12 protein-coding genes are annotated in these 13,492 nt (G+C 46.6%); 2 read left to right on the top strand and 10 right to left on the bottom strand.

Features of this window, described 5'->3' with window-relative positions:
* Positions 1–87: 87 nt before the first annotated feature.
* From NSQ22_RS01730 to NSQ22_RS01690, 9 genes are all read right to left on the bottom strand, one after another.
* A complete protein-coding gene (locus tag NSQ22_RS01730) occupies positions 88–1,506 on the bottom strand; it encodes a HAMP domain-containing sensor histidine kinase (protein ID WP_339264074.1) in 1,419 nt (472 codons plus the stop codon).
* Positions 1,493–2,191 (bottom strand): response regulator transcription factor, encoded by a 699-nt coding sequence (locus NSQ22_RS01725; protein ID WP_008881436.1) that lies wholly within the window; start codon positions 2,189–2,191, stop codon positions 1,493–1,495. The genes NSQ22_RS01730 and NSQ22_RS01725 overlap by 14 nt, the downstream gene beginning before the upstream one ends.
* A gap of 342 nt (positions 2,192–2,533) precedes the next feature.
* A complete protein-coding gene (locus NSQ22_RS01720; protein ID WP_223812798.1) occupies positions 2,534–3,274 on the bottom strand; it encodes a lanthionine synthetase C family protein in 741 nt (246 codons plus the stop codon).
* 48 nt (positions 3,275–3,322) lie between these two features.
* Positions 3,323–4,201: an IS982 family transposase gene (locus NSQ22_RS01715; RefSeq protein ID WP_087959823.1), complete on the bottom strand. Its 879-nt coding sequence runs from the start codon at positions 4,199–4,201 to the stop codon at positions 3,323–3,325.
* Positions 4,202–4,800: 599 nt separating this feature from the next.
* The gene (locus tag NSQ22_RS01710; RefSeq protein WP_008881442.1) at positions 4,801–6,105 is read right to left on the bottom strand and encodes a homocysteine synthase; all 1,305 of its coding nucleotides are present in this window, start codon (positions 6,103–6,105) and stop codon (positions 4,801–4,803) included.
* 186 nt (positions 6,106–6,291) lie between these two features.
* Positions 6,292–7,722 (bottom strand): Asp-tRNA(Asn)/Glu-tRNA(Gln) amidotransferase subunit GatB, encoded by a 1,431-nt coding sequence (gene gatB / locus NSQ22_RS01705; protein WP_008881443.1) that lies wholly within the window; start codon positions 7,720–7,722, stop codon positions 6,292–6,294.
* 13 nt (positions 7,723–7,735) lie between these two features.
* Entirely contained in the window at positions 7,736–9,193 is a 1,458-nt protein-coding gene (gene gatA, locus NSQ22_RS01700) for an Asp-tRNA(Asn)/Glu-tRNA(Gln) amidotransferase subunit GatA (RefSeq protein ID WP_008881444.1), read from the bottom strand.
* A gap of 12 nt (positions 9,194–9,205) precedes the next feature.
* Positions 9,206–9,496: an Asp-tRNA(Asn)/Glu-tRNA(Gln) amidotransferase subunit GatC gene (gene gatC / locus NSQ22_RS01695; protein WP_008881445.1), complete on the bottom strand. Its 291-nt coding sequence runs from the start codon at positions 9,494–9,496 to the stop codon at positions 9,206–9,208.
* Positions 9,477–9,866 carry a hypothetical protein gene (locus NSQ22_RS01690; protein WP_081157377.1) on the bottom strand — a complete coding sequence of 130 codons (390 nt, stop codon included), beginning with the start codon at positions 9,864–9,866 and terminating at the stop codon, positions 9,477–9,479. The genes gatC and NSQ22_RS01690 overlap by 20 nt, the downstream gene beginning before the upstream one ends.
* 435 nt (positions 9,867–10,301) lie before the next feature.
* Between NSQ22_RS01690 and NSQ22_RS01685 the strand changes: the two genes are divergently transcribed.
* Together NSQ22_RS01685 and NSQ22_RS01680 are read left to right on the top strand one after the other, a co-directional pair.
* Positions 10,302–11,075 carry a VOC family protein gene (locus NSQ22_RS01685; RefSeq protein ID WP_327987893.1) on the top strand — a complete coding sequence of 258 codons (774 nt, stop codon included), beginning with the start codon at positions 10,302–10,304 and terminating at the stop codon, positions 11,073–11,075.
* Between the two features lie 129 nt (positions 11,076–11,204).
* On the top strand, positions 11,205–12,647 hold the full coding sequence (locus NSQ22_RS01680; protein WP_011886694.1) for a flavin monoamine oxidase family protein: 1,443 nt from the start codon (positions 11,205–11,207) through the stop codon (positions 12,645–12,647).
* A gap of 26 nt (positions 12,648–12,673) precedes the next feature.
* Here NSQ22_RS01680 and NSQ22_RS01675 read toward each other — a convergent pair whose 3' ends face one another.
* The gene (locus tag NSQ22_RS01675; protein WP_011886693.1) at positions 12,674–13,234 is read right to left on the bottom strand and encodes a TIGR00730 family Rossman fold protein; all 561 of its coding nucleotides are present in this window, start codon (positions 13,232–13,234) and stop codon (positions 12,674–12,676) included.
* Between the last annotated feature and the right edge of the window lie 258 nt (positions 13,235–13,492).

Below are 13,492 nucleotides of genomic sequence, written 5' to 3'. Positions count from 1 at the left end.
AGAGACTGTCAGCTAGGGAAAGAGAAATTCCTCCCTAGCTGCATTCTCCACTCTCTATAACGGCGGAAAGCCCATAAGATTGGATGATTAATCAGATAGCTCCTTAATATAAAATTCAACCGTCGCTCCGCCTTTTTCATTGTTGTAGGCCCAAATTTCACCGCCATGATGATTCACAATTCGTTTGGCAATATACAGTCCTAATCCAACATGATTTTTATACTGCTTATCCTGGTAAAAAGGCTGGAACAACAAAGACGTATCGTTTTCTTTAAACCCCGTTCCTGTATCTGAACAGCGAAAATAGATTTTCCACTCATTCCCCTCTTTTTCATCATAGACTTCCAACTTAATTTCTCCGCTTTTTGTAAACCTCAGGCTGTTGTATAAAATATTGTCCAACACTCTCATTAACATCGCTTCATCAAGTATGTAAGATGATTTTTGCAAATTCACATCAAAGCAAATGTTTATCGATTTTTGATGGTAAACCATTGTTGAGATCTCTAGTTTTTTCTCCTCAAGGATTTGCCTTACATCCACTTCTTTTCCATTCAATGAGAAGTGGTCATTCTCTACTTTATAGAGCAACGACAAATTATCTGTCAACATGGTCATCTTCCCACAGTTTTTGCGAATAATCTCTAAATGGGGAGTGACATCAAAGTGGTCCAACTTTCTCAAATCTTGAATCAAATCAATTTGTCCTTGGATGACCGTTAACGGGGTTCTGATATCATGTGCGATCGATGATACCATCATTTTTCGTTCGTCATCGGTCTTTGCTAAACGTTCCACCATTTCTTTCAGTGCACTGATCATGGTATTAAAGGAATCCTGGATCTTGATAAACTCTTTTCTTTTCAACCCCGAGACTTGAAAATCAAAATTCCCGCTTGCAATGTGATCCGAAGCCTGGAGCAACAGTTTGACATTATGAAACAATGATTTGTACAGCCTAGATGTAAAGAAAATCAAATAGACAATAAAAAAGATCAACGGAGAAATAAACATCACAGCATAAATCAACACGGCTTCGAAGCGATTTTGATTGTTAATGATGAACCCAAAAGGCGCTTTCAACACATATACCGCCTGAATGGCGTTATCATGCTTCAAGGGAATGAACCGATACACATAGCTTCCTTTTACAATCTCACGGTTGATCGATTGACTAATATCCACTTGATCGTCTATAATTTCTCGATCACCATACAGATGCTTACCGCTGATGTCTACAACTTCTCCCTGTATCTTTTCACTGTAACGATGGATGGGAATTAATCTCCCCTTGAAAATCGCCTCTTCGTTTTCTTTCACCTTTTTTTCAATCAAATCCAAATCCTTCACGAAATAATTTGTCGGTTTCACCACATCGTTCGTGGCTAATGTAATAATCAAATAGATTAAGCATAAATAAGTAACGGCCGAAGAGATTGCCGTTGCCAACACGACTTTCACAACTAACAAATAAAAATCTCGTTTAATCGTTTTATTCTTTTTCATCGGTCACATCCCATTTATAACCGAGCCCATATAATGTTTGAATATAAGAGGTTTCTGGATCGACGGCCTTGATTTTCTTTCGAATATTTTTAATGCTTTCTGTAACAGTGTCTAACTGGCTGTCGGAGTCAATCCCCCATACTCGTTCAAAGATTCTTTCTTTGGAGAAAACGACCTTTTTATTGAGCATCAACAACTTAACAATCTCATATTCTTTTTTTGTTAACGGTAATTTCTTTCCTTTACAAAAGACTTCGTTAGCCAAAAGATCAATCGTAATATTTTTAGAACTCAAAAGATATCTCTCGTTTGAACGAATCCGTTCTTCCCTTCTTAAATGAGAATCAATTCTCGCCTTTAACTCCTTTAAGCTGAACGGTTTGGTGATGTAATCATCCCCACCGATCGCCAGAGCTTGAACCTTATCTTCCTCCAGCGTTTTAGCACTAACAAATACAATAGGGTAATCAACCCGATCACGAATGATTGTACACAGCTCCATTCCGTCAATTCCTTCCATCATGATATCCAACACAATCAAATCAAAATCGTCGTTTATCATCTTCAACGCTTCTACGCCGCTGTGGACCGTTTCTACCTGATAATGATGAAGCTCCAAATATTGTTTAATGGTGCAGCAAATATCTTCATCATCATCAACGACCAAAATTTTCTTGTTATTCATCTTTTGATCCCCCATACAGTTGAATCGCATTTTAACCTATTCCATCCCCATATCATGGGGTAATCTCATAACACCGTTGCGTTTGTTCATAGGTGCAATGTGAAGCTTTACTCTTTGTTGCTTTTTACTAAAAAATGCGCACGTCTTGAGTGACGCCCGGGTGAAAGACGCCTCTTGTCTATGAACCTTTTCCAACATATTTGATCGATGACTGGTCGATCGAACAACACCCTTTTTAGGGAGTTGTTCGACCGATCGGTACGCCAAGGTATGATGGAACCCCCTCTGCGGCTTGCCTCCAACCATCGATCAGTCGGCTTTTCCATTGTATATAAACAACATTTAAACTTCAGATAATAAAAATGCACAATCCCAAGGCGTTTTTTTCGAGTTTTGTATAGCTAATATCGTCAATAAAATTCCCGCTGTTCCATCGATTAGTCCCACATAATCATAATATTTCGTGCTTCCTTCGCTCTCCTCAATATTTTTAAAGCCAAAAGGGAATTCCTCATTATAAAATTTTATTATATCATCGACTAATTTGCAGGCGGCTTCCTTAAAATCGCTGATATTCGTTTCTTCATAAAATCTGTTGCATATATACGCAACTCCCGATAAACCATGACAGAAGGAAGGAGAAAAAATGTTGTAAAGCCGTTTGCTTGCCAGTTTCATTCCGCTGACAGCACAATCAATGTATGATTGATTATTTAGAGTTTTACCTGCTATAAGTAACGAATAAGCAACACCAGGCGTGCCATAACACCAGGCATCCCTTGTATCTTTGTTTAGGACAGAGCCATTTTTGTATTCCTCTAGAGAAACATGAGTCCCCCAATAAGAGCCATTTTCATCTTTAATTTGAAACTTCATAAGAAAATCAGCTATTCTTTGAATGCATTCATCTTGCCCATCTACGTAAATATTCAGTTTTTTGGCATTGCACAAGACAATGAGTAAAGCAGGTATACCGTGAGACAACCCAATGTTAAAGAAACCCGATGGCCATTTTCTCCTTTCGGTGTCTGAAAAAGCATTCATTGGAGGAATATACCAGCCAGGAACGTTGATATCCTCCATTTGTTTATCTTGAGATAAATCTATAATACCCGTGGTGCTAGTTGAGCGTCAACGCTCCACTAGCCCAAGAACAACGAGAGAATGGGCCAATAAAATGCCATCAAGCGCTGTTTCAAATCCAGAAACCGAATTGGCACGAATTTCCGTAATCCGAAATGAATCCACTAAAACCGAGAACGCAGTTTCGACGATTTTGCGTTTTTGCTTCATCCATTGTTTCCATTTTTTTGATTGCGCAACTCGTTGATTTTTCCGAGCAGGCGTCCAAAAAGCGATTTTGTATTCATCGTATAGTTTCTTTTGCAAGGCTTGGCTCACATATCCTTTGTCGCCAAGTGTATACGGATGAGGAAGTTGGGCCATCACGGTTTCCGCAGCTGTCCGGTCGTGGCAGGATGCTTCGGTCAGGACATATCCCATCGGAAGCGCTTGGTCAGTGATCTGGAGATGAAGCTTCAATCCATAGTAAGCCATCTTTTTGGATGCACAATACCCAATATCTGCGATTCCTTGAAACCGTTTGACGCGATATATTCGTGCGTGGTGGCAGAGTTCAATGGGTAAGCTATCCACTACCGCATAAGCATGATGTTGCCCACGTTTGGCTAGTTGATATCGGATCCATTTGACGGCAAAGCCAAGATTTCGACAACGACGGTTATATCGAGAGCGTTCAGGAAATAAATCTTTCGAAAATAAGTTTCCGATCACAAATCGGTGCCAAGCTCGTTCGGATGTAAAACCTAACAACTTTCCAAGAACATGGACGGCGATGATGACCTCATCTTCTTGCTTCAACAAATGGCGATTTCGACGTTGTAAATACATCTGAATTAAAGACAATTGTCCAGATACAAAGAATAAAATCGCTGCATATTGTTTTTGAATTTTCGCTTCGTCTGTTGTAAAATGAAAGTGCTCTTGCATGTGAACTCTCCTTTTGAATGTTTGGTAGCACTTTCATTTTAAAGGAGATCCTTCATGCAAGGGCTATTTTTATACTTATCTCATTTTATCTAGCACCACGGGTATATTTTTTATAATGTTCTTAAATTTATTGTGTATACGAGACTATCTCAAAAGGTTATTGGCAAAATACACAACATCTTCTACATGACGACTTGCTTGTTCAAGATCAGGATGGTGCAGTTGACGTAACGAGGAAGACCGCTACACGAAAGCGCTCCTCATTCTTTTCAAATACAGGGCACTATTCGGTTCGCTCAATCACTTCCATTTGATTATTCAATGAACATTAGATCTGCACTTCGTACAGTTGCACGTTTAAAATGAGCACACCCCTCACGAATTTCTACACCACAAGTGTGTCAATGATCTATCCTCTTTCCATATAAAAAAGGCATCTTTCTTTTGATGGCAGTCGCTATCCGACTAGAATGAGCTCAATTCTTCTTTGGGAGTAAAAAAGCAGGGCTGATCCAAAACGCGCGTGCGTTTTAGTTCAGCCCTCACTTCTCAATCCCTAAATTTCATGGTAGTGTTGTATACGCATCTGTTGATGCCCACTACTTCACCGCCACGGTTTGGCTTTGGCGAATGGCTTGGCGTAAGTCTTCTAAAATGTCGTCGATCGACTCCGTGCCGACAGACAGGCGAACAAGACCTGGGGTGACACCGGCGGACAGCTGTTCTTCCGGGGTCAGCTGCTCGTGCGTCGTGCTGGCTGGGTGGATGATGAGCGATTTCGAATCACCGATGTTGGCCAAATGCGAGAACAGCTTCACCGAGTCGATCAATTTTTTCCCGGCTTCGACGCCACCTTTGATTTCAAACGTAACGATCGCACCTTGCCCGTTTGGCAAATACTTTTTCGCGAGTTCATGTGACGGATGGCTTGGAAGCCCTGGATAGCTGACGGATTCGACGGCTTCTTCCTCTTCCAAAAACTTAGCAACAGCGAGCGCATTTTCGCTATGACGCTGCATCCGTAAATGAAGCGTCTCTAATCCTTGCAAAAGCAAAAACGCATTAAACGGCGACAGCGCTGCCCCTAAGTCGCGCAACAGCTGAATACGCGCTTTCGTGATATACGCTGCTTCCCCAACAGCATCGACATACACCAAACCATGATAACTCGGATCAGGTTCGGTGAACTCCGGAAACTTGCCGCTTCCTTTCCAGTCAAACTTGCCGCTGTCGACAATGACACCGCCGATCGAATTGCCGTGCCCGCCGATAAACTTTGTCGCCGAATGGACAACGATATCAGCGCCAAACTCAATCGGCCGCAGCAGGTACGGGCTGGCAACCGTGTTATCAACGATGAGCGGAATACCGTGGCGATGAGCGATATCAGCTACCGCTTCAATGTCGAGCACATCGTTTTTCGGGTTGCCGATCGTTTCAGCAAACACTGCTTTCGTTTTGCCAGTAATGGCCTTCTCAAAGTTTTCCGGATCAGACGAGTCAACAAACTTCACCGTAATGCCAAATTTGCGCAGCGTATGGGCGAACAAGTTGTATGTGCCGCCGTAAATGGACGAAGACGATACAATTTCATCACCCGCCGAGGCGATGTTGATGAGCGAATAAAACACTGCCGCCTGCCCCGATGACAGCGCCAGCGCTCCAACGCCGCCTTCTAACGCCGCGATTCGCTTTTCAAGCACATCGTTCGTCGGGTTCATAATACGCGTATAAATGTATCCTTCCTCTTTCAATCCAAACAAATTGGCCGCGTGCTCACTGTCACGGAATACATACGAACTCGTTTGATAAATCGGTACCGCTCGCGAACCTGTTTCTGCATCCGGTTGTTGCCCCGCATGAATGGCGAGCGTCTCTGGGCGGAATGCACGTTCTTCACTCATCGTTCTCATCCCTCTCTGTTTTGATTCTTCCTCTCTCGCTCCTCTTGATGTCTATATCCAACTAATTCAGTTGGTTTTGTCTAAAAATCTATCATTTCCATTGAGGGATGTCAATTGTATTTTTTTAAAAGTCTAAAAAATAAAATGAAAAGACAAGGCTGCCGGTCAGCAGCCTTGTCTTTTGATTTATCGCTTATTGATTTCTTCAACAAGCAGCTTGTTGACAAGCGGCGGGTTCGCTTGCCCTTTCGTTGCTTTCATCACTTGGCCAACGAGGAAGCCGAGCGCACGGTCTTTACCGTTTTTATAGTCTTCCACCGACTGCGGGTTGGCATCTAGCACTTCTAGCACGATTTTGCGCAGCGCTCCTTCGTCGGAAATTTGCACAAGCCCTTTTTCTTTGACGATTTTCTCTGGATCGCCGCCGTGTTCAACGAGCTCTTTAAACACTTTTTTCGCGATTTTCGACGAAATCGTGCCGTTTTGGATGAGCTTGATCATCCCAGCTAGACTTTCCGGCGTCAAGGCGATGTCATGAAGCTCTTTTTGTTCGGAGTTTAAGTAACCGGATACTTCTACCATGAGCCAGTTCGACGCCAGTTTCGGATCAGCGCCGTTCGCAACGGTCGCTTCAAAGAAGTCGGCCATTTCTTTTGTCAGTGTGAGCACTTTGGCGTCATATTCTGGCAAGCCCCACTCTTCGACATACCGCTTCCGGCGGGCGTCCGGCAGCTCCGGAATCGAGGCGCGGACGCGCTCTTTCCATTCGTCGTCAATGTAAAGCATGACCAAATCCGGCTCTGGGAAGTAACGGTAGTCTTCCGAACCTTCTTTGACGCGCATCAAAACGGTCGTTTTCGTCGCTTCGTCAAACCGCCGCGTTTCTTGACGGATGACGCCACCGGAGAGCAAAATTTTCTCTTGCCGTTTCGCCTCGTACTCGAGCCCCATGCGGACGAAGTTGAATGAGTTGAGGTTTTTCAATTCCGTTTTTGTACCGAACTTGTCCGAACCGAGCGGGCGAAGCGAAATATTGGCGTCGCAGCGAAGCGACCCTTCTTCCATTTTGCAGTCGGAAACGCCGGTATATTGGATGATCGCTTTTAATTTTTCCAAGTAGGCGTACGCTTCTTCCGGCGAGCGGATGTCCGGCTCGGAGACGATCTCAATAAGTGGCGTCCCTTGACGGTTAAAGTCAACAAGCGAATAGCCGTCGCCTGTATGCATCAATTTACCGGCATCTTCCTCGAGATGGATGCGGGTGATGCCGATTTTTTTCTTTTTCCCGTTCACTTCAATTTCAATCCAACCGTTTTTGCCAAGCGGTTGGTCGTATTGCGAAATTTGGTACGCCTTCGGGTTGTCCGGATAAAAATAGTTTTTGCGGTCAAATTTTGTCTCGGTCGCGATTTCGCAGTTTAACGCCATCGCCGCCTTCATCGCAAACTCGACCGCTTGCCGGTTCAAGACCGGCAGCACACCCGGATACCCTAAATCGATGACGTTCGTTTGCGTATTCGGGGGCGCACCGAATGCGTTCGGGCTGCTTGAGAAAATTTTCGATTTTGTTTTCAGCTCGACGTGCACCTCAAGTCCGATGACCGTTTCAAAATTCATCGTCTATCCCCCCTTATAACACCGGTTTTTGCTTATGGTAATCGGTCGCTTGTTCAAAGGCGTGAGCGACACGGTAGACCGTGCTTTCATCAAAATGCTTGCCGATAATTTGCAAGCCGACCGGCAAGCCATCAACAAAGCCGCACGGCACAGAAATCGCCGGTACACCCGCAAGGTTGACCGGAATCGTTAAAATATCGTTCATATACATGGTCAGCGGATCGCTCGTTTTCTCGCCGATTTTAAACGCTGGCGTCGGCGTCGTCGGACCGATGATGACATCGTATTGTTCAAAGACATTTTCAAAGTCGCGTTTAATTAACGTCCGCACTTTTTGTGCCTTTTTGTAATACGCATCGTAATAGCCCGAGCTTAAGGCAAACGTCCCAAGCATAATACGGCGTTTGACTTCGCTGCCGAACCCTTCGCTCCGCGTTTGTTTGTACATATCGATCAAGTTTTTCGCATTGTCCGTCCGGTAGCCGTAGCGGACACCGTCAAAGCGGGCAAGGTTGGCAGATGCTTCCGACGAAGCAAGCAAATAGTACGTCGCCAAGGCATATTTCGAATGTGGCAGCGACACTTCTTCCCATGTCGCTCCAAGCTTCTCCAGCACACTGAGTGCCGCAAGCACCGACTGGCGTACTTCTTCGGCGACGCCTTCGCCTAAATATTCTTTTGGCACAGCGATTTTCAGCCCTTTGATATCGCCTGTTAACGCCTCAACGTAGTTTGGCACGTCAATATTCGCCGACGTCGAATCCATCGGGTCAACGCCAGCGATCACTTGCAACAAATATGCATTATCTTCTACCGTGCGCGTAATCGGACCAATTTGGTCAAGCGACGACGCAAACGCGACGAGCCCGAAACGCGACACGCGACCGTACGTCGGCTTCAATCCGACAACTCCGCAAAACGCTGCTGGCTGGCGGATCGAACCACCCGTATCTGATCCTAGCGAAAACGGCACTTCGCCTGCCGCCACTGCCGCGGCCGAACCGCCGCTTGAACCGCCTGGAACGCGCTCCAAATCCCATGGGTTGCGCGTCAGCTGGAACCCGGAGTTTTCCGTCGACGAACCCATGGCAAACTCGTCCATGTTCAGCTTCCCGATCGTAATCGCGCCCGCAGCATTCAGCCGTTCCATAACGGTCGCATCATAAATCGGATCAAAGTTATATAAAATTTTGCTGGCACATGTCGTGCGCAGTCCTTTGGTGACAATGTTGTCTTTAATGCCGATCGGCAAGCCAAACAGCGGGTTTGTTTCCTCGCCTTTCGCCAGCTTGTCGTCAAGCTCTTTCGCTTTCGCCCGCGCTTGTTCTTCGTTTAACGTTAAAAACGCTTGTACTTTTTCTTCCACTTCGCCGATGCGGCGGTATGATTCATCAACTAAATCCGAAATGGACACTTCTTTTTTCTGCAATAACGTATGTAATTCGGACACCGTATGGTCAAAGAGCGACATAAATCCCCCTCCTTACTCTAAAATGGCTGGTACACGGAATTGGCCGTCTTGCTGATCCGGCGCGTTTTTCAACACTTCTTCGCGCGGCAGTCCAGGCTCCGGCTCATCTTCGCGCATCACGTTTCTCATATCGAGCACGTGCGATGTCGGCGGTACATTTTCCGTATCCAGCTCATTCAACTGCTCGGCAAATGTAATGATGGCGTCAAGCTGTTTCGTAAACAGTTCTGCCTCCTCATCCGTCATCGCTAACCGCGCTAAATCCGCGACATGTTTTACTTGTTCAATCGAAATTCGCGACATCGTATTCACCTCCGACATGGTCGACCTTCCACAATACTATGATGATACCAAAATTTAAGGAAATAAAGCAACATTCCGGACCAATTTGAGTGGTTGTCAATGGGACATACACGAACATATACGCCATAACTGATAAAAAGGAACTTGTAACGATGAACGAAACATCGCTTTTGCCTAAGCGCTCGACAGCCTGAACACGATGGACGTCCCATTGCGTCAGTTTATCAACAAAAACAACTCGAGCGGCAATAAATCGCCATTCAGCCGGAACAGTCAGAAATGCGTGAGAAACAACAAGAGATCCGCTTGGAATAATAACGGCGTCAACACCAAGGTTTGCTTCACGCTGGGGAAAAGAATGGCACAGCATCGTTTCCGCCCTTTCTTCATCGCCAAGAGGGAACCGATGCTCTTGCAGCTGATGCACATCGCCTTACGAGAAAGCGCTTCATTAGAATTGAACACTCTCCCACCTACGTTTACACTTAAAGATGGGAGATGCTTGAGAATGCTCGCCACAGCAGGCTGTCAACCAAGACATCCTTATACGTTCCACGCTTGGTGAAAGGCTCCGATTCATCTTCCACTTGTGCTCATGCGTGAAGGTGGGAACCTTCTCGGTTTAGAAACCACCTCGAACAAAACATAGATTCCCGTGCCGAATCATTGGCCTCAAATCGAAGACATCCAGTTGGACTTAGATTTCATCGCCCACCGTACGGTCGATAACGAATGCATCATCTGTCAAACGAAAAGAAGTGCTGTCCTACTGATCCATTTTCATATAGGAAAGGAGCCCAATGCCATGAATATCGCGTTTGACCATCTCGTTCATTTAACCGAGCGCCCCGAACAAGCGAAAGCAGCGTTTGAGCAATTAGGGTTTACGGCCTCCCATGGCGGCCGCCATTTGTCATGGGGAACGTATAACGCATTGTGCTATTTCAAGCCGCTCTGCTACATTGAATGGATCGGCATCGCTGACATGCAGACGGCGAACACATGCGGAAATCCGCTCATCACCCAGCTTGTCGCCGACAGCCAAGAGGGAAGTGGCTTTTCTCAATTAGCGTTCCGGACGAACGATATCGAATCATTGGCAAAGCAGCTACGGAACAAAGGATTCACCCCAATCGGGCCGTTCCCTGGCAGTCGCCAGCGCGATGACGGCAAGTTGCTCACGTGGTCAATGCTGTTTCTTGAAGACGACACAGGCGGCGCGTTCCGTTACCCGTTTTTCATCGAATGGGGCGACAGCGACGACATGCGGATGAATGAATTGGCGCCGCTGATGCGCCACCCGATCGGTTCCCCTTCTTTGTCGTCGATTAGCCTCTATACGCTCGATCTCGATCGCGCCATCGACGGCTACCGCCGGCTGTTTGGCTTGCCGGTACCCGAGGTTAGGCACGATGAAGAGGGAACATATGCGGAGCTAACCGTTGGCGGCATCGCTCTCCGCTTTTACAAAGCCGACGATCGCCCGTCAACAAGGCCATTTTTATGTCGGATCGCCGGCATTCAGCCAAGGCGCCGCTTCGAGCTAGCTGGAGGGACGTATATCGTTTCTGAATCGTGACAGATGCTTTTCACATATCCCCCTTTGCTGCTGAATAGGATGGAATAACCGTAGTTTCATCCAAATGTAGTGAAAATGGCAAAGGGGGATTGACACGTGGCGCATCCCTATATTTCTCCGAGACTGCCCATGGAGACGATGATCTCGATTATTCGAAACGGGTTAAAGAAAACATCCATACCGAAAAAGATCGTCGTTATCGGTGCTGGCATGGCCGGGCTTGTGGCGGCATCACTGCTGAAACAGGCGGGCCATCGCGTCACCATTCTTGAGGCATCTGAGCGGGTCGGCGGCCGAATCTACACGATCCGATCCGACTTTCGCGATGACCAGTATTTCGAAGCGGGCGCGATGCGCATTCCACACACCCACCGCTTGACGTTGGAATACATCCAAAAGTTCAACTTGCCGATCCACCCTTTTGTCAACAGCACTCCGCGCGACATTTTGTATTTTCGCGGTATCAAAGCGCGCCTTAGCGAATACGAACGACATCCCGACCTCTTTGGCTTTCCCATCGCTTCCTATGAACGAGGCAAAACGGCTTCCGAACTATTGCAAATGGCGGTTCGCCCAGTCATTCAATTCATTGAACAAAACCCAGAGAAACATTGGCCGATTGTCATCGAACAGCTCGACCGCTACTCGTTTGACACCTATTTGCGTTACAACCCGTTCGGCCTAAGGCTATCGGTAGGTGCTATCGATATGATCAAAGCGGTCCTCTCGCTCGAAGGATTCCCGGAATTGTCGTTTCTTGGGCTGTTGCGCGAACTGATGACATTGTTTACACCGAACATGCGCTTTTATAAAATTGTTGGCGGCAACGATCGGCTTCCAAAGGCCTTTTTGCCGCAACTGAAGGATGAGCTGCTCTTTAGCCATAAAGTGCAAAAAATTGTCCAAAACAAAAACAGTGTCACCATTCATGCGATCCATACAAAAATTCTTCAGCCATTTCAAATCACAGCCGATCGAGTGATCGTCACCATCCCGTTTTCGATTTTGCAATTTGTCGACATTGAACCACGCCATTCGTTTTCCGAGAATAAACGAAAAGCCATTCGCGAACTTCATTATGTCGGTTCAACGAAAACCGGCATCCAGTTTAAAACACGTTTTTGGGAAAAAGAAGGCTTGTTCGGGGGACGAACAGTGTCCGATTTGCCAATTCGCTACACCCAATATCCAAGCCAAGGCATCGGCACGACTGGACCAGGCGTCGTATTGGCCAGCTATACGTGGGAAGACGACACGATCCCGTGGGACAGCTTAAGCGCTGAAGAGCGGCTCGAATACACGTTAAAAAACTTAGCCGTCCTCTATGGTGAACAAGTGTACCGCGAATTTGAAACCGGAACAAGTCATAGCTGGGTACGCTATCCATACTCGGGCGGCGCCTTTACACTGATGAAGCCGAATCAAATAACAGAGATTTCCCCCTATATTGCTACCCCCGAAGGAAGGGTTCATTTTGCTGGGGAACATACTTCCACGCACCATGGCTGGATTCAAGGAGCCATTGAATCCGGCATCTGCGCCGCATATGAAGTAAACAATTCGCCGGCTTAAAGACTTAGCGGCAAACCACCCCGCCATCATCGCTGCCCACGACGATGGCGGAACATGCTCATCCGCTCATATAGCGTCGGAACATCCCCGGCACTCACGATCAGCTCGAGATCTTGTGGGGCGGCAAATCCTTGTTGAACCGTGTGCCGAAGCAAGTCGAGGAGCGGGTCAAAAAAGCCGTCCACATTGAGCAGGCCGATCGGTTTTTGGTGAAGGCCGACGCGAGACCACGACAGTACTTCAAACAGCTCTTCGTACGTTCCATATCCTCCAGGCAGGGCGATAAACCCGTCGGCTGCTTCGTTCATTTTCGCCTTGCGCGTATGCATTGTATCGACGACGACCAACTCGCTCAACCGATCATGAGCTACTTCTCGATCTTTCAAAAACTGTGGAATGATCCCGACGACATGCCCTTGATGGCCTAGCACTGCCTCGGCCACCTCTCCCATCAGCCCAGCCTTTCCTCCGCCGTAAATCAGCGTAATGCCGCGGCGAGCTAAAAACATCCCAAGCTCCTGCGCTGCTTCTTTATATTTGCTGTTCTGTCCATAGCTTGATCCACAAAATACACAAATTGCTTTCATTTTATATCCACACCTTTACCCGCGTATTTTCGGGACAAGCGATCGCCCCTTTTTGACACAAGCATGACAAAGGCAGCTGTTGCCTTCCAATGCCAAAAACCGTCTTCTAACCATCATTTTACCAATTGGTCATCCATCCAACCAAGTGCCAATCCCACTAATTTCTCCCATATTCGTCGCAATCGGTAAGCGACGGGATTGGATCACACCGTGATGGAACAGAACCGTTGCATGATACCGCTCAGCCATTCCCACATA

The sequence above is a fragment of the Geobacillus sp. FSL K6-3411 genome, assembly GCF_037965715.1.
Taxonomy (GTDB): Bacteria; Bacillota; Bacilli; order Bacillales; family Anoxybacillaceae; genus Geobacillus; species Geobacillus thermodenitrificans.
The sequence above is the reverse complement of the archived record's forward strand: the minus strand, read 5'-3'. Positions and strand labels throughout refer to the sequence as shown.